This window comes from Streptomyces sp. NBC_00513 (genome assembly GCF_041431415.1).
Classification (GTDB): Bacteria; Actinomycetota; Actinomycetes; order Streptomycetales; family Streptomycetaceae; genus Streptomyces.
The window spans coordinates 953657-973200 of the sequence record NZ_CP107845.1 but is presented as its reverse complement, the minus strand read 5'-3'; the positions used below and the strand labels follow the sequence as shown (position 1 = coordinate 973200).

Genomic DNA, 19544 nt, shown 5'->3' with positions numbered 1-19544 from the left:
TCCGGTCGACGGGTGAGCCCGCGGGCCGTCCCCGCGGCGGCGTCAGTGGCGTTCCGGCGCCCGCCCGTCCGCAAGGCCGTCGGCCCGACTCTCCGCAAGGCCGTCCGGACGGCCGTCGGCGAACACGGGCGTGAGCTCCGGGCGTTTCGCGGTGCGGCCGTCGCCCGACGAGCGGCCGCGCAGCCGGCGGGCGGTCCAGGGGCCGAGGAAGGACGCGGCCCAGCGCAGCTCGCCGGTGGCCTGCCGCCATCCGACCGGCCCGGCCGGTCGGGGGTCGGGCAGGGGGTGCGTCCAGGAGTCGTCCGCTCCCGGCGCGGCGAGCGCGTGGGCGACGGCCGCGGCGATCCGGGCGTGTCCCAGCGGGCTCGCGTGCAGCCGGTCCGGGCTCCACATCCGCGGGTCGCCGACCACGGGGTGTGAGGCGGTCTCCGCGACGACCACCCCGTGCCGCCGCGCCGCCGACCGGATCCGGTCGTTGAGGGCGGTGACACGTGCGCCCACGGGGCGGGCGATCGGGATCAGCGTGGCCACGTCCGGGAAGGTGACCGTGGCGACGCGGACCCCCTGCGCGGTGAGCGCGGCGAACATCGACTCCACCCGGTCGGCGACCTCGTCGGCGTCGAAGCGGGGGCGCAGCAGGTCGTTGACCCCGGCGACGACGGTGGCCAGATCGGGCCGCAGCGCGAGGGCGGGAGCCAGTTGCTCGTCGCGGACCTGCCCGGCGAGGCGGCCCCGGACGGCGAGATTGGCGTACAGCAGACCCGGGTGGTGCGGAGCCAGGGTCTCGGCGAGCCGGTCGGCCCACCCGCGCAGTCCGGTGAGGTCGTCGCCGTCGCCCACGCCCTCCGTCTGACTGTCGCCCAGCGCCACGTACCGCAGGTACTCATCCTTCGGCACGGTCGGCCCGCCTCTCTCGCACGACGGTGATCGTCCGCCGGTACCAGTCCAGATTGGCCCGTTCGAAGGCCAGGCCGCGCAGGCAGGTCAGGTAGGGGCCGATCCGCGCGCCGCCGCGAAGGAACTCCTCCTCGTCCGAGGCGCCCCGCATCTTGGCCAACAGCGCCTCGAACAGCTCGATCCTGGTCTGTGCCCAGGTCGAACGCTCGGAGAGCCGCTCGATCAGCACCTCGGCGTCGAGGTGATCGGCGGCCTGCACCTTGACGAGCAGGTCGTCCCGGATGAAGGACGGTTTGCCGGGGGTCTGCGCGAACCGCTCCAGCTCGGCCGCGCCGGCGTCGGTGACCCGGAAGAGCCGCTTGTTCGGACGGGTGTCCTGGAGCACCTCCCGGCCCTCGACGAGGCCCGCCTCCTCCAACCTGCTCAGCTCGGCGTAGAGCTGCTGGGGCAGCGCGTGCCAGAAGTTCGCCACTCCCATGTCGAACGCCTTGGCCAGCTGGTACCCGCTCAACTCCTCGTCGAGCAGTGCCGCCAGTACGGCGTGCCGCAGAGCCACCCGATCACTCCTCCTCGCCCGGCCGCCTCTGTTCAGCGACCCGACATCCATGATAGTCAAGAATATGAGTAATCGCATTCATGAGTAGCAAGGGGGAGACATGAGCACTGCGGACCGATTCCGCGCCGCCGTCGACAACCGTGACCTCGGCGCGATCGACGACCTGCTCACCGAGGACGTCCGGCTCTACAGTCCGGTGAAGTTCGGCCCGTTCGAGGGCAAGGCGATGGTGATGGGCCTCTTCGGCGTCCTGCTGCGCACGTTCGAGGACATCCGCTACATCGGGCGGCTCGACGGTGCGGCGGAGACCGGCGTCGACGGCGAGCCGGCCCCGGCGGTGATGCTTCCCTTCCGGGCCACCGTCAACGGGAGGCAGATCCACGGCATGGACCTGCTGCACCTGGACGGGGAGGAGCGGATCAGGGAGATCACGGTGATGGTGCGCCCGCAGACCGCGGTGCAGGCCTTGGGCGAGGCGGTGCTGGTGGGTCTGGTCGCCGACGGTCTCGTCGACGGCTGAGCGCGTCGAAGGCCGGGCACGTCACCGGCGGCGGGCGTCGGCGGTGGGGGCGTGACCGGCGGCCGGCGTCGGCGGTGCGGGCCGCGCCGTCCCCGGGCACCGGCGACCACGGGCGGGCCGAGGCGTGGGCCCGACGCCGCCCGTCCCGCACCGGGCCCGGGGCACTGTCGTCGGGGCTACTCGAAACGGGCCGTGTCGCCCGCCCCGTGGCGCACGATCTCGGCCTCGCCGCCCGAGAAGTCGATGACGGTGGTCGGCCTGGTCCCGCAGTCACCGGAGTCGACCACGATGTCCAGCACGTGGTCGAGGCGCTCCTTGATCTCCCAGCCCTGGGTCATCGGCTCGGGCTCGTCCGGCAGGAGCAGGGTGCTGGACAGCAGCGGCTCGCCGAGGTCGGCGAGCAGGGCCTGGGTGACCGCGTGGTCGGGGATGCGCACGCCGACCGTCTTCTTCTTGGGGTGGAGCAACTGGCGCGGCACCTCCTTCGTCGCCGGCAGGATGAAGGTGTAGCTGCCGGGCGTGGAGGCCTTGATCGCGCGGAAGACGTCGTTGTCGATGTGGACGAACTGCCCCAGCTGCGCGAAGTTCTGGCAGACGAGGGTGAAGTGGTGCCGGTCGTCCAGTCGGCGGATCGACCGGATCCGGTCGAGGCCGTCGCGGTTGCCCAGCTGACATCCCAGCGCGTAGCAGGAGTCGGTCGGATACGCGATGAGCGAGCCGGAGCGGATCATGTCGGCGATGTTGCCGATGGAGCGTTGCTGCGGATTCTCGGGGTGCACGTCGAAGTACTTCGCCATTCACCGAGACTACGCGACGCGGACGCTCCGCTCCGGTTCGGGACCCGCGTCCGTCCGGGCCGAGGTCGCCCGGGTCGCCCTGCGCGTCCGCCCGGGCCGCGCGTCAGGCGACCGGGTCACCCGTCCCGACCCGGCAGCGGCGGTACATGGGCCTGGTCGGCCCCACGCCCGACCATGCCGCTCTCCCAGGCCACGAGCGCCGCCTCCACCCGGTTGCGTACGCCCAGCTTGGCGAGGACGGCGCTGACGTGCGCCTTGACCGTTCCCTCGACGAGGTGCAGCCGGCCGGCGATCTCGGCGTTGGACAGGCCGCCCCCCAACAACGCCAGCACGGCCGACTCCCGTTCGGTCAGCCGCGCGGCCGGCCGGCCGGTGGGCATCCCACCCGCCAGGGCGCCGCTGCGCAGACCGGACACCACCCGGGCGGCGACCCGGGGCGAGAGATAGGCGCCGCCCGCCGCCACCGCGTGCACCCCGTTCAGGAGTTCCCGGGGATCGTCCGCCTTGAGCAGGAAACCGTCGGCGCCGGCCCGCAGCGCGTCGGCGATGAACGCGTCCTCGCCGAACGTGGTCAGCATGACCACCGCGGTCCCGGGCAGTTCCCGGTGGATCCGCGCGGCGGCCGCGATCCCGCCGAGTACCGGCATCTGGATGTCCAGCAGCGCCACCGCGGGACGGTGCGCCCGCACGGCCTCCACGGCCTCCAGCCCCTGCGTCGCCTCGGCGACCACGTCGATGTCCGGATCCCGCGCCAGGATCGCCCGTACACCGGCGCGCACCATCGCCTCGTCGTCCGCCACCAGCACTCGCACCATCCGGTCAGCCTAACCACCGCCCCCGCCGGGCGGATCGGACCAGAGGAGGGGCACCCCCGACGAAAGTGGGGGGTGCCCTCACCACCGCGGGGCCGATGCCCCGAGGCCCCCGCGATTCCTACGGTCGAGGCAGTACGAAACGACACCGGAGGACATCGTGATCACGCTCAGGGGACTGACGAAACGCTACGGCGAGACCCTCGCCGTCGACGGACTGACGCTCGACATCAAGGCCGGTCGGGTGACCGGCTTCCTCGGCCCCAACGGGGCCGGCAAGTCCACCACGATGCGGATGATCCTGGGCCTGGACCACCCGACCGGGGGCGACGCCCTCATCGGCGGCAGACGGTACGCCTCGCTGCGCCACCCGATCCGCGAGGTCGGATCGCTGCTCGACGCCAAGTCCCTGCACCCGGCCAGGTCGGCGCGCGGCCACCTCCTCGCGCAGGCCCGCAGCAACGGCATCCCCGCGAGGCGGGTGGACGAGGTGCTGGAGAGCGTGGGCCTGGCCAAGGCGGCGCGCCGACGGGCCGGTGAATTCTCCCTCGGCATGCACCAACGCCTCGGCATCGCCGGGGCCCTGCTCGGGGACCCCGCGGTGCTCATCTTCGACGAGCCGGTCAACGGTCTGGATCCCGACGGGGTGCGTTGGGTACGCGAACTGGTCCGGGCCCGGGCCGCAGAGGGCCGTACCGTCCTGCTCTCCAGTCACCTGATGAGCGAGATGCAACTGACGGCCGACCAACTCGTCGTCATCGGCAAGGGCCGACTGCTCGCGGACCAGCCCATGGAGCGGTTGTTGGCGAACGCCGCGGAGCCGTCGGTGCGGGTGTGCGTCCCGGACCCGGAGGACCGGGAGACGCTGCTGCGGCACGCGGCGGAGCTGCCCGGCGCGCGCGTCGAGCCGGGCGCCGAGGGGAGGGCCGTCATCAGGAACAGCACGGCCGCCGAGGTGGGGGACCTGGCCCACCGGCTGGGGGTACGACTGCACGAACTCCACGCGGAATCGGCCTCATTGGAGGAGGCGTACATGGAACTCACCGCCCGGAGCGTGGAGTACGGCACGAGCGTGGAGTACGGCACGAGCGTCGAGTACGGCACGCAGGACCCGCGGTCGACGCGCAAGGCCGGGGTGTGAGCGCCGTGGAGAACACCGTCGACACCCCCTCTCCCCGGCGGCCCGGGACCCGTGTCGGCGCCGGAGGGTTCGTGGGGGCGCTGGCCGCGGAGTGGACCAAGACGTGGTCAGTGCGCTCGCCCTACGTCTGCCTGACGGTGGGCGCGGCAGCCACCGGCGTGTTCACCTACTACTACGGTTCGATCGCCCGCATCAACGACGTGCCGCTCCAGCCCGTCGGCAACGCACCGGTCACCGCACTGCTGCTCGTGCAGTTCGCGATCGTCGTCCTGGCGATGACCGCGGTGACGAGCGAGTACGCGACGAACAGCGTGCGTGCCTCACTGCTGTGGGTACCGGTCAGGCACCGCATGCAACTGGCCAAGACGGTCATGGCCGCCGCGGTCGCGGCCGTCGCGGGGATCCTGTACGGGGCGTTGGGCATCGCGGTCGCCTGGGTGCCCTTCCGCGGGCACGCGACGTTCGAACCCGCCAAGGCGGTCGTCCAGGTGCTGGCCATGGCCCTCTACTGCGCGCTCGTCGCCGTGCTCACCGTGGGCGTCGCCTTCGCGGTGCGGGCCTCGGCGGGAGTACTGACGGTCGTGTTCGTCGTCCTCTCGGCGATCCCGAGCGTGCTGACCGGGCTGGGGGGCGAGGTACTGCTGACGATCAACGACTACCTGCCGCAGACCGCCGGCACCCATCTGATGCGCGGCGAGACCGGGGCCCCGTACCCGCCCGCGGCGGCGGCCCTGATCCTGCTGTCATGGGCGCTCGCCGCCCATCTGGCCGGCCGGGCGGTGCTGCGCGGACGCGACGCCTGACCACACGTCCTTGGCGACCAGCCGGGACCCGGACCAGCACAGCCGGTACACGTCCACCTGCTCCAACAGGTTGCCGTTCGAGCGGTAGAACGCGCAGTCCGCGCCCACCGGCGCGGGCTGCGCCCGCATCGGGTCGGACGGGTAGCGGAAGGTCCGCGCCGGCAACACGTCCGCGTGATCCGCACGGGAGGAGCCGAGGGTGAGAGCGGCGAAGTCCGCCGGCCGCAGGACACAGCCCGCCAACTGGACGGCGAGGACGGCGGCGGACAGGGCCATGGTCAGCCCGATGCCGGCGGGGACGCCGAACGCGAGCGCGAACCGCACCCGCGCACTGCGGCGGGCGGCCACGAGGCCCCGCACCGACTCCGACTCCTCTCCGCCGGGCTCCGCGACGGCCGTGCGGCGCTCGGCCCCCACCCGGTCGGGCAGGTCGGCGACCACCTCGAACCCGCCCCGGCGCGGGGCCGCCCGCAGCGTTCCCCCGATCATCCGCACCCGTTCGCGGAGCCCGACCAGACCGTGCCGTCCCGCCCCCTCGCGCGTCGGCGCGCGTCCCGGGGGCGCCGAGTTGACCACACGCACCTCGACCCGGCCGCCGGCCCGGGCCACCCGCACGTCCACCGTGCTGCCCGGGGCGTGCCGGATGGCGTTCGTCAACGACTCCCGCACCACCCGGTACACGGTCCGGTCGACGAGCGGTGGCAGCGAGGACACCTCGCCGTCCCGGCGGAGCTCCACGGCGACGCCGGTCGCCCGCACCCGGCCGACCAGCTGCTCCACCGATTCCACCGAGTTCCCGGAGTCTCCGGAGTCCCCCGATTCCGCCGACTCCGGCGACGTCACCGCCCCCGTCGTCGAAGCGGACCGTTCGGCGTCGGCGCCCTCGCGCAGCACTCCGATCGTGTCCCGGAGGTGTTCGACCGCGTCCGCGACGCTCGCCCGCAGCCGCGCCACGTCCTCCCGGTCCCGGTCGGTCAGCGTCGGGGAGAGCTCCAGGGCGCCCGCACGCAGGGCGATGAGGCTGAGTTCGTGCCCGAGGGAGTCGTGCATGTCGGCCGAGATCCTGGTCCGCTCGCGCAGCCGCGCCCGCTCCGCGACGTCCCGCTGCCCGCTCTCCAGCCGGCGCGCCCGCCGCCAGCCACCCCGTACGAACTCCTGCCGGGCCCGCCAGTACCAGCCGGCCGCCCAGGGCAGCAGCACGGCCCCCGGCAGCAGGGTCACGACGTAGAACCAGTGCACGGCGCCCACCCGCAAGGCCGCGCACAGCCCCAGGTCCAGGGCCATGCAGGCGCCGAACACCAGCAGCGCCGGCCCCGCCCCGGACGATCTGACGCCCAGCAGCCCGGACAGCACGGCCAGCGCGAGCAGGTACGCGTTCGCCGGCGTGCCCGGGTCGAACAGGCCCAGCGCGCAGAGCGCGTTGGCGAGGAACACGGCCGCCCCGGGCCGCCGGCGGCTCACCGCCGACGCGACGGCCAGCACCCCCGAGGACAACAGCAGCACGGGCACCGGAGACCAGACGCCCGCGTCGTCCCGGTACCGCGTGACGGCGGCGCCCGTGAGCACCATCCACAGCAGGACGTCGAGGGCCATCGTGCTCGTCCGCCGCCGGCCCTCGCGCCGGTCCGCCGCGGCGGTCTTCCCACGCCTGATCACGAGCCGAGGCTATCGGCCGGCCCCCCACGCCCGGTCCTCGGTACCGAGGACGGTTCGAGACCGGTCAGGCGCGCGGGTCCACGGTCGTCTCGATGTGGTCCGCCACCGCGACGAGCAGGACGCGGGTGCCCTCCTCCAGCGCCCGCCAGCGGTGCCGCACCCCGCCCGTGAGGTAGAGGGTGTCGCCCCGGCCCAGGTGGTGGGTGCGTCCCTCGGCCTCGACCTCGACGGTTCCGTCGGCGACGTACATCAACTCGTCGTTGCGGTGCCGGAACGCGCGGTCCGCGTCGTGGTCCCCGGTGAACTCCAAGGCGTGCATCTGCTGTTGGCCGCGAACCAACGGACGCACCCGCGCCGTCGGATCGAGCCCGGCGTCGGCGTCGGCGCGCACGATGTCCACGCGCCGGGGGCTCTCGGCCGCCGTCAGCAGTTGTACGGCCGTGGTCCCCAGCGCGTCGGCGATGAGTTGCAGCGAACGCATGCTGGGACGGGCCCGGTCGTTCTCGATCTGGCTGAGGAACGGTGAGGACAGCCCGCTGCGGCGCGCCACCTCGGCGAGGGTGAGGTCCAGCGCCCTGCGCCGTCTGCGGATGCCCGCCCCGATCAGGGGGGCGGGCGGTTCGTCCGTCACGTGGTTCCTCGATTCCTCCGCTGTGTGGATCATCCTCTCGCAATCGGTCACGGGCTTCGCACTGCCTTCACAGTGCCGCAACACTCCACCGCTAGCTTCTAAGTAAATTGATCTGATCAAAGAAAGTTTCACGGGAGGATCGCATGTCCCCGATCGACCAGAACCTGCGCCGACGCCGCGGCACCGGCCTGATCGCCCTCGACCCCTCCGCCTCGGAAGGGGGCTTCACGCTCTTCGCCCCGCTCACCGGGACGGGCGAGGTGTACCTGATCGACCCGCACGGCGAGGTCGCCCACGAGTGGAAGCTCCCCTACCGGCCCGGTCGCCACGCCCGCGTCCTCGCGAACGGGAACCTGGCCTACAGCGGGGTACTGCCCGACCAGAGCGCCCTCTTCCCCATGTGGCACAAGTACCGGGGCGGCGTCATGCTCGAAGCCGCCCCCGACGGCGCGATCCTGCGCGAGCACCGCGACCCGCTCCAGCACCACGACGCCCACCACCTCGGCGAGGGCCGCGTCCTCTACACGGCCATCGAACCCCTGCGAGGCGCCGACGCCGCCGCCGTGCGCGGCGGCGTACCGGGCTCCGAGCCGGACGGCACGGTCTGGGCCGACACCATCAAGGAGGTCGACGCCGACGGCTCCGTCCGCTGGTCCTGGCGCGCGGCCGAGCACCTCGACCGCGAGGAGTACGCGCTGCACCCCGACTACTCGCGCGAACACTGGCCCCTGATCAACAGCGTGATCCCGCTCGCCGACGGCAACGTCCTGGCGAGCCTGCGCAGCGTCTCGGCCGTCGTCGTCATCAGCCGGGAGACCGGCGAGATCCTCTGGCGCACCGAACCGGGAACGGTCTCGCAGCAGCACGCCCCCACCGAACTCGACAACGGCAACATCCTCGTCTTCGACAACGGCGTCTTCCGGCCCGGATCGGACGTCCCCTACTCCCGTGTCATCGAGATCGAACGCTCCTCCGGAAAGATCGTCTGGGAGTACCACGATCCCGCCCGCGAGTCGTTCTTCGCCCCGTTCATGGGCAGCGCCCAACGCCTCGCCGGGGGCAACACCCTCGTCACGGACTCGCCCGCAGGCCGGCTCTTCGAGGTGACCCCCGAGGGCTACCTGTGCTGGGAGTACGTCAACCCGTACTTCGGCGGCTACCGGGAATCCGAGGTGCGCGGTCTCTTCCCGGCCGAACACAACGCGGTCTTCCGCGCGTACCGGTACACCGCGCGGGAACTGCCCTGGCTGAACGCGGAGGCCGGTTCGTGACCACCGCCGACACCACCGCCGGCCCGGTGCGGCCGGTCGACGAGCGGCTGCCCCTGGCCCGGCTCGCCCCGCTCTCCGCGCAGCACGTGCTGGCCATGGTCGCCGCGCCCGTCTCCACGACGTTCCTCACCGGGCAGGCCCTCGGGCTCGACGCCGACAGCACCGCGTCCCTGCTCAGCGCCACCCTCGTACTGTGCGGCGTCGGCGCGCTGCTCCAGTCGCTCGGCGTCCGCGGCATCGGCGCCCGGCTGCCGTTCGTCATGCTGCCCGGCGGCGCGGCCACCGCGCTCTTCATCCAGATCGCCAAGGACCACGGGCCCGCCACGGCGGCCGGATCCGTCCTCCTCGCGGCGGCTCTGCTGTTCGCGGTCCTGCCGTTCTACGCCAGGATCGTCCGCTTCTTCCCGCCGCTGGTCATGGGTACCGCCGTGCTGCTGATCGGCATCGCCATGATCCGGGTCGCCGCCCAACTGATCACCGGTCCGCGCACCGCCGCCGGGTACGCGGCGCCGTCGGCGGTCCTCCTGGCCGCCGTCACCATCGGCGTGACGGTGCTGCTGCTGTTCCTGCTGCGCGGGGTCTGGAGGCAGACGGCGGTCCTGCTCGGCATGGGCGCCGGCACCCTGATCGCCGTCACGACCGGGCTGGGCGCCTTCGCGCCCGCCGCCGGCAGCGGACTGGCGCTCCCGCACCTTCTCCCGTACGGAGCACCGCAGTTCAACGTGCTCGCCGCGCTGCCACTGTTGATCTTCAGCCTCACCACGCTCGCGGAGATCACCGGACAGACCGTCCTGAACAGCGAGACCGTGGGCAACGAGTCCGATCCCGGACGCGACGTGCCGCGCGTGGCCAGGGCCGACGCGCTGGTCTCCGTACTCGGCGGGCTCTTCGGCACCTCGCTGATGGTGACCAGCGCCGAGAACATCGGGATCGGCCGGATCACCGGGGTGCGCAGCCGCCACGTCACGGCGGGAGCCGGCGTACTGCTCGTGGTCGTGGGACTGCTCGCTCCCCTCACCCGACTGCTGGCCGGCATCCCGGCCCCGGTCGTCGGAGGGTCCGCGCTCGTGATCTACGGGATCATCGCCGTGATGGGCGTCGACATGCTGACGCGCGCGAACCCGGGGGAGAAGACCCACTCCACGGTGATCGCGCTCGCCCTCACCGTCGGACTGCTCCCGGTCGTCGCCCCCGACGTCTACCAGGGGTTCCCCGGCTGGGCCCGCACGATCCTCGGCAGTGCGGTGGTGGCGGGCACCCTCACCGCCGTACTGCTGCACGCGCTGTTCCGGCGTCGCGTCCGCGAGACGGACGCGACGCCGGAACGGTCGACCGAGGTCCGGTCCGACTAGAAGGTGTCGGCCCAGTTCGACGCGTCCAGCAGCGACATGGCGGACGCGGCGCCGGCGGCGGCGGCCGGCGGGGCGGTGCCGTCGTTGGAGCCGACGGTGTTGTCGTGGCCCGCGTTGAAGTTGTCGTCCTGCGCGTACTGCACGTTGGTGCTGCCGATGATGTAGACGTTGTGGACGTCGCCGTCGCCGGTCGCGGCCAGGGCCGGGGAGGCCACGGCGGACAGCGCGCCGGCGGCGGCCAGCACGGTCAGGGCGGCAAAGGTACGGCTGCGCATCGTTCGCTTCACAACATCGCCTTTCGCAAGGGGGGACTGGGGTCAGGTCGAACGTAAACCCAGTCGAATGCGGGCAATTCGCGACACACGGGACTCCTCGGTCGATGGCACCGTTCGGCGGCGGATGAGGAGCCCGTGGTCACAAGAGCGGTTCAGCCGATCGTCATACCGGGCGATCTGCCGGGCGATCGGTCGGGGAGGCCGTGGAGGGCGCCGATGCGGGGCGACGGGCACGGCAGAAGAAGTGCTCCTCCGGCTCGACACGCGCCCCGGCGGCGCCGCGGGAATCGGCGGTCCCGGCATCCGGTGTGAACACCGCCGTGTGGTGGCCGAGCACCTCCAGCCCGGCGCTCTCCACCCGGCTCAGGTACTCGGTCGCGGACAGGCTGCTGACCGTGACCTCGTGCCCCATCCAGACGATGTTGAGATCGCGGATGTCCCCCGGCACGGTCGCCATGACGAAGTACCCGCCGGGCGCCACCCACGACAGCATCCGCTCCAACGACGCCACCACCTTCCGCCGGTCCATCACCAGCAGCGGGAAGAACGCGCACACCGCGTCGAAGCCGCCCTCGGGCGCCGTGTACGTCCGCACGTCCGCCTGCTCGAACCGGGCCGACGGCACCCGGGCCCGCGCCAGACCGACCATTTCCGCCGACACGTCGATGCCGGTCACCGCGCAGCCCGCTCGCGCCAGCGCCTCGGCGGTCGGGCGACCGGTGCCGCTGCCCACGTCCAACACCCGTGCGCCCGGGGACAGCCGGGAGACGAGCCACTCCAGCGCCGCGAGCTGGCCGGGCATCCGCCCGAACACCTCCTCGTAGCGCGCGCCCACCTCGTCGAATACCTCCGCCGCGGTCTTGCGATCACTCATCGAAGCCCCTCACTCCCGGGTCGACCGGATCCGTGTGGTGTGGGCGTCCCCGGTCGACCCGGGACGCCGTGGGGTTCGTGCCCCGGGCCGGGACGGGAAAACCGCCGGTTGACATCGGGGGAGCCCCGGTTCAAAGTCATGATCGACAACAGCTCGGAGGGAGCGCGTGATGGACACGGCGAGTCGAGGCGTACTGGTCACCGGCGCCTCCAGGGGCATCGGCCGCGCCATCGCCACCGCGTTCGCCGAGCGCGGCGACCGCGTCGCGGTGCACTGCTCCACCAGGGAGTCCGAGGCGCGTGAGGTCCTCGGGACACTGCCCGGACACGGCCACGTACTGGTGTCCGGCGATCTCACCGATCCCGTACGCGTCGAGGGAATCGTCTCGGAGGCCGTCGAGGCACTCGGGGCGGTGGACGTCCTGGTGAACAACGCCGCCGTGATGATCCCCCACCCCCTGGCCACCACCCCGTACGCGCAGTGGCAGGAGGCCTGGCGGCGGACGGCCGCCGTCAACCTGTTCGGCGCCGCCGACATCAGCTACTGCGTCGCCCGCCGGATGATCGACGAGGGTCGCGGGGGCCGCATCGTGAACGTCGGCTCGCGCGGCGCCTTCCGGGGCGAACCCGACCACCCCGCCTACGCGGCGACCAAAGCGGCTCTGCACGCCCTCGGCCAGTCCCTGGCCGTCTCCCTCGCACCCCACGGCATCGCCGTCGCCTCCGTGGCGCCCGGCTTCGTCGCCACCGAACGGGTCGCCGACCGGCTGAACTCCCCGGAAGGCGAACGGATCGCCGCGCAGAGCCCGTTCGGCCGCGTCGCCGAACCGCGCGAGATCGCCTCGGCCGTCCTCTACCTCGCCTCGCCCGAGGCGACCTGGTCCTCCGGCACGATCCTGGACGTCAACGGGGCCTCGTACCTCCGTACGTGACGCACGGCGTCCGGCGTCCCGCCCGCGGGTCGAGGACGGGTCCCCGGTGGGGCATGATCGGGGGATGTCTGATCGCATCATTGCCGCCTGCGACGGGGCGGCCAAGGGGAATCCCGGGCCCGCCGCATGGGCCTGGGTCATCGCCGACGCCGAGGGGCGCCCCGAGCGCTGGGAGTCCGGTCCACTGGGCCGGGCCACGAACAACGTGGGCGAACTCACCGCCCTTCAGCGCCTGTTGGAGGCCGTCGCCCCCGGCGCGGTCGTCGAGGTGCGCATGGACTCGCAGTACGCGATGAAGGCCGTGACCCAATGGCTCCCCGCGTGGAAGCGCAACGGTTGGAAGACCGCGGCGGGCAAGCCCGTGGCCAACAGGGAACTCGTCGAGAGCATCGACGCGCTGCTGGCGGACCGGGACGTGGAGTTCCGTTACGTGCCCGCCCACCGTGAGGACGGCGACCACCTGAACGCCATCGCCGACCAGGCGGCCAGTGACGCGGCCGTCAGCCAGCAGGCCGCGGGCACCGCCCTGGGCGACGCGTCCATGCCGGTTCCCGCGCCCGTGCGCAGCGCGCCGGCCCGGAGCTCGGCCGCGCGCTCCACCGCGAGCCGCGCCTCCGCGCCCCGGGGTGCGGCCGGCGGCAAGGCGGCGCCCGCCCGAGGCGGCCGATCCATCAAGGCCAAGTTCCCCGGCACCTGCCCCTGCGGCAAGCCGTACGCGGCCGGCGAGATGATCGCGAAGCTCGGGACGCGCTGGGGACACCCGGACTGCGCGAGCCCGGTTCCGGAGCCCGCCGGCGCGTGAGCGTTCGGCCGTGTGCATGAGTACGCGTACTCATGCACACGCCGACGCGCGTGGCGAGAGTGGGGGCATGACGACATCGACGGAACCCGCCCCCGACCGCACGGACGTGGGGCGGCCGGGGTCCGGGTGCGCGGCCTTCGGCCTCGTCCTCCTGGAACTCCTGGCCCTGTGCGGGGTGGCGCTCGTCTGGCTCGGGGAGTCCTTCCGGCTGGACACGTCGCGGGACGAGCCGGACGTACGCCTCGACGGATACCTCGGCGCGCTCGCCTTGGTGTTCCTCGTCGCCCTGGTCGTCGCGCTCGTGGCGGGATGGCGCGGGGCGCGGGCGGTGGTGTGGAGCCAACTCGTCATGATGACCCTGTTGCTCGCCGTGATCGTCGCGGGAGGCGCGGCCCAGCGGCACGAGGACGAGCGTGATCACCCGGCCCCGGGGTTCACCGGCATGGTCGGCTGCCGCAGCGGCGGGGACGACAGCGAGTGCGCGCACACCGGCCGATGACGCTCGCGGAGTCGAACTCTCGGAGTCGAAGGAGACCGCCTACGCGGCTTCGGCGGCGGTGAGCACGGCCGGCGTCGGCCCGTCCGGGCGGACCGTGACGCTGTACGCGGCCCGCTTCGGAGCGGAGCGGAAGGTCACGGTGTGGCCGGGCAGCAGGTGTTCGAGCAGGACCGTGGACTCCAGGAGGGCGAACTGCAGCCCCAGGCAGGCCCGCGGCCCGAGGCCGAACGGCAGGTAGGAGCCCGGATGGGTGGGTCGCCCGCCCGGGTCCGTGAACCGGCGCGGGTCGAAACGCTCGGGGTCCGGCCACAGGGCGGCGTCGCGGTGCGCGAGGTAGGGGCAGACCAGCACGTCGGTCCCCGCTTCGATGGCGTACCCGGCCGGCGTGTCGTGCGCGATGCTGCGGCGGGGCAGGATCCAGGCGGACGGGTAGAGCCGGAGGGTCTCGCTGACCAGCGCCCTGATGGCCTCGCGTCGTTCCGGGGACCCTTCCTCGCCGGCGGCCAGGACCCGTTCACGGGCCTCGGGGTGGCGGTCGAGGAGCAGGTGGAGCCAGGTCAACGTGGTCGCGGTGGTCTCGTGTCCGGCGACCAGCAGCGTCACCAGTTCGTCGTGGACGAGCCGGTCGGTGTGCCCGGAGTGTTCGGCGGACGCCTTGGACGCGTCGAACAGGACGTGGAGCAGCCCGGGCCCGGTCGGGCCGGCGACTCGGCCCCGGGCCGCCTCGACGGCGTGCCGGACGACGAGGTCGATCCTGGCGAGGTCGGCCGCGACCGCCTCCCGCGCGTCGAGCGCCTCGGCGGGCAGGGCCGGCAGGGCGGTCACGACCGTTGCGACGCGGGTCAGTTCGCGCTCGGTGTCCTCGTCGAGGGGGTGGCCGGTGAGGGAACGCCAGGTGGTGTCCAGAGCGAACCGGCGCATCTCCTCGCCGACGTCGAGCGTGTGCCCGCTGTGACCGTACTCGGCCCAGCGCCGGGCGGCCGTCCGGGCGGCCTCGACGATCCGCTGTTCGTGGCGGCGCATCCCCGCACCGGTGAACTGGGACTGGAGCACGCGCCGTTGCCGCTTCCACGCCTCACCGGTGGCCGAGAGCGCGCCGTCCCCGATCAACAGCCGGGCGCGGTGCGAGCGCTTGACGTACCGGTCCGCGTGCTGGACGAGCACGTGCTGGACCGCCCGGGCCTCCGTCACCAGGACCGTGGGCCTCGATCCGAGACGGACGGTCACCACACCGCCGAGCAGCTCGCGCGCCACGGCCAGCAACTCGATCAGCTCGCCCCCCTCGCGGCGCCACCGGTCCACATGGGCGGGGTCCAACTCGGGGGGCGGCCGGCGGGCCCGGGGGACACGCGGCGGGCGGGCGGCGGGGTGGGTTCCGGTGGCCACTGGTCTTCTCCTGTTCGACCGCTGGAATCGGTCCTCTAGGAAGCGCGGGCGTCACGGACCGTACGCGTGTCCGCGAGTGCGGTGACATGGACCCGGTGTGTCGGGGCCTGGACGCCCCGTACGACGCTCCGAGCGGCCGGCTGTGCCGTGCCCGCTCGCCGGGAAACCTGCCGGTCGACTCCTCATCGTGATCGCCCGAGTGCGTTCCGTGGGATTCGGCGTCACCGTCCGGATTCCGCGGTGGGACGAAATGTACCCCTCTTCGATCGCGGGCAGAATTGGAGGAACGGCCCGTGATCGATGCGCGGGCGCCGGACAGCCACCCGTGAGGGGATCTGCCGATGCCGACGGACCCGCCTGGGGGAGATGGGGGCGAGCGGGGTCCCGAGCCGCTCCGATCCGAGCCGGGATCGCTCCTGGAGCACGTCTCGGTCGCGGTCTTCGGCATCGACGACGAGGGCCTGATCCGGTACTGGGGCCCCGGCGCCCGGAACCTGTTCGGCCACGAGGCCGCGGAGGTGCTCACCGGGCCCGCGGCCGCCCTCTTCCCGGAGTCGGAGCCGGGCGCGGCCGCGCGCCTCGTCGAGCGGGCCCGGACCCTCGGATACTGGCGCGTACGGCTGCCCGTCCGCCACCGGGACGGCACCGTCTTCGACTGCGGCTTCCGGGTCTTCCCCGTGGCCGGCGCCGAGGACGACTCCGTGATCATGGGCCTCGCGAGCAGGAGCGACGAACTCGACCGGGTGAAGACCAACCTGTCCTTCCTCGACGCGCTCTTCGAGACCTGCCCGATCGGCCTGGTCATGCTCGACGAGGAGCTGCGCTACGTCCACCTCAACCAGGCACTGGCCGACATGGACGGCATCCCCGTCGCCGAGCACCTGGGGCGGCACATGGCCGACGTCATGATCACCTCGGACGACGGCGAGTACCGGCGGATGCTGCGCGGGGTCGCCCGGGACGGTCGCCCGGTGGTCGGCACGCTGGTGGGACTGCGCACCAGCGGACACCCCGACCGCGACCAGGTGCGTTCGGTGAGCTTCTTTCCGCTGAGCGGCGCCGGGGACACCCGGCGCGGGGTGGGAGGGCTGCTCATCGACGTCACGGACCGGGAGCGGGCCATCCTGGAGGCGACGTCGGCCCGCCGCAGGCTGGCGCTGTTGGACCGGGCGGCGGGACACATCGGCACCACCCTGGACGTCGAGGTCACCGCGCGGGAACTGGTCGAGGTCGTGGTGCCGGACTTCTGCGACGGATCCGTCGTGGAACTCGTGGAGTGGATGGACGAGAACGAGGATTTCGATCCGGAGCTTCCGTTGTTCACCCGCAGGATCGCCTCGGGCACCGTCCTGGACGCGCCCGCCGTCGAGCTGGTGAGCGGCCTGCGCGAGGTGACCTACCCGCCGGGCTCCGGCATCCACCAGATGTTGAGCTCGGGCCGGCCGATCTGCGTCCGGGTGGACGAGGACTTCGTCTCGCGGACCGTCGTGCACCGACAGCGGGCCCGGCTGCTCATGGAAAGCGGCCTGGTCCGCATCCTCATCGCCCCGCTCATCGCACGCGGCACGGTGCAGGGCCTCGCCATGTTCGGGCGCTCGGCGGCCCGCCCCGACTTCGCCGAACAGGACCTCGGGCTCGCCGGGGAACTGGCCTCGCGCGCCGCCCTCTGCCTGGACAACGCCCGCCTCTACAGCCGGGTCCAGGACATCGCCCTCACCCTCCAACGCTCCCTGCTGCCCACCGCCCCGGCGGCCGGACCCCACGTCGACATCGCCCACCGCTACCTGCCCGGCGGCCGGGGCACCGAGGTCGGCGGCGACTGGTACGACGCCGGAACCCTGCCCGACGACCGGGTGGCCCTCGTCGTCGGCGACGTGATGGGTCACGGGGTGCCCGCCGCGGCGGCCATGGGCCGGTTGCGGATCACCGCGAAGGCCCTCTCCCGGCACACCCGCGACCCCCGGGCACTGCTGGAGGAACTCGACGCCTGCGCCCAGGACGTCGGCATCGAATGGGCGACCTGCGCGTACCTCCTGTACGACGCCCGCACGGGGCGCGCCGTGATCGCGAACGCGGGCCACCCGCCGCCCCTGGTACGGCACCCCGACGGGACGATCGAGACCCTCGCGGAGGGCCTGGGGGTGCCGCTCGGGGTGGGCGGCGTACCGTTCGCGTCGATCGAGGTCGAACTCCCCGAGGGCGCCACGGTGGCCCTCTACACCGACGGGCTGATCGAGGCCCGCGGCCGGGACATCGACACGGGCCTCGACGCGCTCCGCGAGGAACTGCGCGGCCCCATGGGGTCGCTGGAGGAGGCGGCCGACCGGATCCTGTCGAACCTGCTGCCCGACAACGCGACCGACGACACGGTCCTCGTCCTGGCCCGGGTGCGCCGCGCCCGGTGACGTGCCCGTGTCGGGCGTCGTGCCGAGCCCCGTGTCCGGTTCCGTGTCGGGCCGATCGCGGGCCCGGCGGCGGGCTCGGCCGCCGCCGGTCAGCGCCGCGCGGGGCGGGCCCGTACGGCCTCCAGGTGTCGTTCGAAGGACACGACCTCCTCGTCGCCGTCCGGCGCGGGGGAGGCGGGCCCGCCGGCCAGTGGCGTGCCGGGGGCGAGCAGGGCCGCCAACTCGGCCGCCGACCGGCCGATCCGGCGGGGCAGCTCCTCCGTGTAGGGGTCGCCGGAGTTCCCCCAGTCGGTGGTGGCCGCGTAGACGCCGGTGGGCACCACCACGGCGCGGAGGTAGGCGAACATCGGACGCAGGGCGTGTTCGAGCACCAGCGAGTGCCGGCTGGTTCCGCCGGTCGCCGCGATCAGCACGGGGCGGCCGGTGAGGGCCGTGTTCTCGACGAGGTCGAAGAAGGATTTGAACAGGCCCGAGTAGGAGGCGGTGAACACGGGCGTGACGACGATGAGCGCCTCGCAGCCCTCCACCGCGCCCAGCGCGGTCGCGAGGGCGGGCGGCGGATAGCCGGTCACGAGATGGGCGGCGATGTCACGCGCGAGCGGGCGCAGTTCGACGAACTCGATCGCACAGCTCACCCCCAGTACGTCCAACGCCGCCCGGGTGGCGGCGGCGAGCCGGTCGGCGAGCAGCCGGGTGGACGACGGGTCGCTCAGACCGGCCGCGACCACCGTGATCCTCCTCGGTGTGCCGTCACCCGCGAGCACGGCGGCGGGGCTCTCGTTCACGGAGCGACCCCGTCGCGCGCCGCCAGCCGGCCCGCGTGGGTGGGAGCCGCGGCCGTGCCCGCGGGGCGCGCCGCGGCGAACTCCCGCCGCAGCACGGGCACGACCTCCTCGCCCAGCAGGTCGAGCTGTTCGAGGACGGTCTTCAGCGGCAACCCGGCATGGTCCATCAGGAACAACTGCCGCTGGTAGTCGCCGAAGTGCTCACGGAACTCCAAGGTGCGCTCGATCACCTGCGCGGGACTGCCGACCGTCAGCGGAGTCTGCTCGGTGAACTCCTCCAGTGAGGGACCGTGCCCGTACACCGGGGCGTTGTCGAAGTAGGGCCGGAACTCCCGCACCGCGTCCTGCGAGTTCTTCCGCATGAACGCCTGCCCGCCGAGGCCGACGATCGCCTGCTCCTCGGTGCCGTGGCCGTGGAAGGCGAACCGGCGCCGGTAGAGGCGGATCAGCCGCTGGTAGTGCTCCTTGGGCCAGAAGATGTTGTTGGCGAAGAAGCCGTCACCGTAGTAGGCGGCCTGCTCCGCCACCTCGGGGCTGCGGATGGAGCCGTGCCACACGAAGGGCGCCAGCCCGTCGAGCGGGCGGGGGGTGGAGGTGAACGCCTGGAGCGGGGTGCGGAAGCGTCCCTCCCAGTCGACCACGTCCTCCTCCCACAGGCGGCGGAGCAGCGCGTAGTTCTCCACGGCCAGCGGAATCCCGTCCTGGATGTCCTTGCCGAACCACGGGTACACGGGACCGGTGTTGCCCCGTCCGAGCACCAGGTCGACCCGGCCGTCGGCCAGGTGTTGGAGCATCGCGTAGTCCTCCGCGATCTTCACCGGGTCGTTGGTGGTGATGAGCGTGGTCGCGGTGGAGAGCAGCAGCCGTTCGGTGCGCGCCGCGATGTAGCCCAGCACGGTCGTGGGGGAGGACGGGACGAACGGCGGGTTGTGATGCTCGCCCATGGCGAAGACGTCCAACCCGACCTCCTCCGCCTTGAGGGCGATGGCGGTGATCGCCTTGATGCGCTCCCCCTCGCCCGGGGTGTGGCCCGTCGTCGGGTCGGTGGTCACGTCACCCACGGTGAAGATGCCGAACTGCATGCGGCCCGCTCTCTCTCGGACCGGCCGCGCACCGCGCCGCCGGCCGTCGTCCTTGTCGGCAAGGAGCGT

The 19544-nt window shown here is 72.9% G+C and carries 20 protein-coding genes; 9 read left to right on the top strand and 11 right to left on the bottom strand.

Annotated features, from left to right (window positions below; translation table 11 throughout):
- Nucleotides 1-42: 42 nt before the first annotated feature.
- Nucleotides 43-897 carry an SGNH/GDSL hydrolase family protein gene (locus OHA84_RS04760; protein ID WP_053682475.1) on the bottom strand — a complete coding sequence of 285 codons (855 nt, stop codon included), beginning with the start codon at nt 895-897 and terminating at the stop codon, nt 43-45.
- Entirely contained in the window at nt 884-1453 is a 570-nt protein-coding gene (locus OHA84_RS04755) for a PadR family transcriptional regulator (protein ID WP_266973169.1), read from the bottom strand. The genes OHA84_RS04760 and OHA84_RS04755 overlap by 14 nt, the downstream gene beginning before the upstream one ends.
- Before the next feature lie 100 nt (nt 1454-1553).
- On the opposite strand from OHA84_RS04755, the gene OHA84_RS04750 reads away from it, so the two are divergent.
- Nucleotides 1554-1973, top strand: a complete 420-nt coding sequence (locus OHA84_RS04750; RefSeq protein ID WP_053682473.1) for a nuclear transport factor 2 family protein — start codon at nt 1554-1556, stop codon at nt 1971-1973.
- Between the two features lie 176 nt (nt 1974-2149).
- On the opposite strand, the gene OHA84_RS04745 is transcribed toward OHA84_RS04750, so the two are convergent.
- On the bottom strand, nt 2150-2770 hold the full coding sequence (locus tag OHA84_RS04745; protein WP_053682472.1) for an L-threonylcarbamoyladenylate synthase: 621 nt from the start codon (nt 2768-2770) through the stop codon (nt 2150-2152).
- A 116-nt stretch (nt 2771-2886) separates the two neighbouring features.
- Nucleotides 2887-3585: a response regulator transcription factor gene (locus OHA84_RS04740; RefSeq protein WP_266973172.1), complete on the bottom strand. Its 699-nt coding sequence runs from the start codon at nt 3583-3585 to the stop codon at nt 2887-2889.
- Between the two features lie 157 nt (nt 3586-3742).
- On the opposite strand from OHA84_RS04740, the gene OHA84_RS04735 reads away from it, so the two are divergent.
- Both OHA84_RS04735 and OHA84_RS04730 read left to right on the top strand, forming a co-directional pair.
- Nucleotides 3743-4723: an ABC transporter ATP-binding protein gene (locus OHA84_RS04735; RefSeq protein WP_266973174.1), complete on the top strand. Its 981-nt coding sequence runs from the start codon at nt 3743-3745 to the stop codon at nt 4721-4723.
- On the top strand, nt 4720-5526 hold the full coding sequence (locus OHA84_RS04730; RefSeq protein ID WP_266973176.1) for an ABC transporter permease: 807 nt from the start codon (nt 4720-4722) through the stop codon (nt 5524-5526). Before OHA84_RS04735 ends, OHA84_RS04730 begins: the two co-directional genes overlap by 4 nt.
- On the opposite strand, the gene OHA84_RS04725 is transcribed toward OHA84_RS04730, so the two are convergent.
- Complete coding sequence (locus OHA84_RS04725; RefSeq protein WP_266973178.1) at nt 5467-7182, bottom strand: histidine kinase; 1716 nt, start codon at nt 7180-7182, stop codon at nt 5467-5469. The genes OHA84_RS04730 and OHA84_RS04725 overlap by 60 nt on opposite strands.
- Nucleotides 7183-7246: 64 nt before the next feature.
- Complete coding sequence (locus OHA84_RS04720; RefSeq protein ID WP_266973180.1) at nt 7247-7813, bottom strand: helix-turn-helix domain-containing protein; 567 nt, start codon at nt 7811-7813, stop codon at nt 7247-7249.
- A gap of 143 nt (nt 7814-7956) precedes the next feature.
- Between OHA84_RS04720 and OHA84_RS04715 the strand changes: the two genes are divergently transcribed.
- Nucleotides 7957-9084, top strand: coding sequence for an aryl-sulfate sulfotransferase (locus OHA84_RS04715; RefSeq protein WP_266973182.1), 1128 nt, complete (start codon nt 7957-7959; stop codon nt 9082-9084).
- Nucleotides 9081-10436, top strand: a complete 1356-nt coding sequence (locus tag OHA84_RS04710) for a uracil-xanthine permease family protein (protein WP_266973184.1) — start codon at nt 9081-9083, stop codon at nt 10434-10436. Before OHA84_RS04715 ends, OHA84_RS04710 begins: the two co-directional genes overlap by 4 nt.
- On the opposite strand, the gene OHA84_RS04705 is transcribed toward OHA84_RS04710, so the two are convergent.
- Complete coding sequence (locus tag OHA84_RS04705; protein WP_053682467.1) at nt 10433-10711, bottom strand: hypothetical protein; 279 nt, start codon at nt 10709-10711, stop codon at nt 10433-10435. The two genes, OHA84_RS04710 and OHA84_RS04705, sit on opposite strands and share 4 nt — an antisense overlap.
- Nucleotides 10712-10874: 163 nt before the next feature.
- Nucleotides 10875-11585 (bottom strand): bifunctional 2-polyprenyl-6-hydroxyphenol methylase/3-demethylubiquinol 3-O-methyltransferase UbiG, encoded by a 711-nt coding sequence (locus OHA84_RS04700; protein ID WP_266973186.1) that lies wholly within the window; start codon nt 11583-11585, stop codon nt 10875-10877.
- Between the two features lie 169 nt (nt 11586-11754).
- Here OHA84_RS04700 and OHA84_RS04695 point away from each other — a divergent pair, with 169 nt between their 5' ends.
- The 3 genes from OHA84_RS04695 to OHA84_RS04685 all read left to right on the top strand — a co-directional run bounded on the left by OHA84_RS04695 (nt 11755) and on the right by OHA84_RS04685 (nt 13817).
- Entirely contained in the window at nt 11755-12516 is a 762-nt protein-coding gene (locus tag OHA84_RS04695) for an SDR family NAD(P)-dependent oxidoreductase (protein ID WP_266973188.1), read from the top strand.
- 64 nt (nt 12517-12580) lie between these two features.
- On the top strand, nt 12581-13318 hold the full coding sequence (locus tag OHA84_RS04690; RefSeq protein ID WP_266973189.1) for a ribonuclease H: 738 nt from the start codon (nt 12581-12583) through the stop codon (nt 13316-13318).
- A gap of 67 nt (nt 13319-13385) precedes the next feature.
- Entirely contained in the window at nt 13386-13817 is a 432-nt protein-coding gene (locus OHA84_RS04685; protein WP_266973191.1) for a DUF6234 family protein, read from the top strand.
- Between the two features lie 39 nt (nt 13818-13856).
- On the opposite strand, the gene OHA84_RS04680 is transcribed toward OHA84_RS04685, so the two are convergent.
- Nucleotides 13857-15203: a cytochrome P450 gene (locus tag OHA84_RS04680; protein WP_266973193.1), complete on the bottom strand. Its 1347-nt coding sequence runs from the start codon at nt 15201-15203 to the stop codon at nt 13857-13859.
- A 341-nt stretch (nt 15204-15544) separates the two neighbouring features.
- On the opposite strand from OHA84_RS04680, the gene OHA84_RS04675 reads away from it, so the two are divergent.
- A complete protein-coding gene (locus tag OHA84_RS04675; protein WP_266973195.1) occupies nt 15545-17608 on the top strand; it encodes a SpoIIE family protein phosphatase in 2064 nt (687 codons plus the stop codon).
- A gap of 89 nt (nt 17609-17697) precedes the next feature.
- Here OHA84_RS04675 and OHA84_RS04670 read toward each other — a convergent pair whose 3' ends face one another.
- Entirely contained in the window at nt 17698-18393 is a 696-nt protein-coding gene (locus tag OHA84_RS04670; protein ID WP_266973197.1) for a CE1759 family FMN reductase, read from the bottom strand.
- Complete coding sequence (locus OHA84_RS04665) at nt 18390-19475, bottom strand: LLM class flavin-dependent oxidoreductase (RefSeq protein ID WP_053682460.1); 1086 nt, start codon at nt 19473-19475, stop codon at nt 18390-18392. Before OHA84_RS04665 ends, OHA84_RS04670 begins: the two co-directional genes overlap by 4 nt.
- Nucleotides 19476-19544 lie beyond the last annotated feature (69 nt).

Bases quoted from the DNA above. Each gene is read 5' to 3' on its own strand.
- OHA84_RS04750 (WP_053682473.1), top strand. From the start codon at position 1,554: ATGAGCACTGCGGACCGATTCCGCGCCGCCGTCGACAACCGTGACCTC.
- OHA84_RS04745 (WP_053682472.1), bottom strand. From the start codon at position 2,770: ATGGCGAAGTACTTCGACGTGCACCCCGAGAATCCGCAGCAACGCTCC.
- OHA84_RS04740 (WP_266973172.1), bottom strand. From the start codon at position 3,585: ATGGTGCGAGTGCTGGTGGCGGACGACGAGGCGATGGTGCGCGCCGGT.
- OHA84_RS04715 (WP_266973182.1), top strand. From the start codon at position 7,957: ATGTCCCCGATCGACCAGAACCTGCGCCGACGCCGCGGCACCGGCCTG.
- OHA84_RS04705 (WP_053682467.1), bottom strand. From the start codon at position 10,711: ATGCGCAGCCGTACCTTTGCCGCCCTGACCGTGCTGGCCGCCGCCGGC.
- OHA84_RS04700 (WP_266973186.1), bottom strand. From the start codon at position 11,585: ATGAGTGATCGCAAGACCGCGGCGGAGGTATTCGACGAGGTGGGCGCG.
- OHA84_RS04695 (WP_266973188.1), top strand. From the start codon at position 11,755: ATGGACACGGCGAGTCGAGGCGTACTGGTCACCGGCGCCTCCAGGGGC.
- OHA84_RS04690 (WP_266973189.1), top strand. From the start codon at position 12,581: ATGTCTGATCGCATCATTGCCGCCTGCGACGGGGCGGCCAAGGGGAAT.
- OHA84_RS04685 (WP_266973191.1), top strand. From the start codon at position 13,386: ATGACGACATCGACGGAACCCGCCCCCGACCGCACGGACGTGGGGCGG.
- OHA84_RS04675 (WP_266973195.1), top strand. From the start codon at position 15,545: ATGCCGACGGACCCGCCTGGGGGAGATGGGGGCGAGCGGGGTCCCGAG.
- OHA84_RS04665 (WP_053682460.1), bottom strand. From the start codon at position 19,475: ATGCAGTTCGGCATCTTCACCGTGGGTGACGTGACCACCGACCCGACG.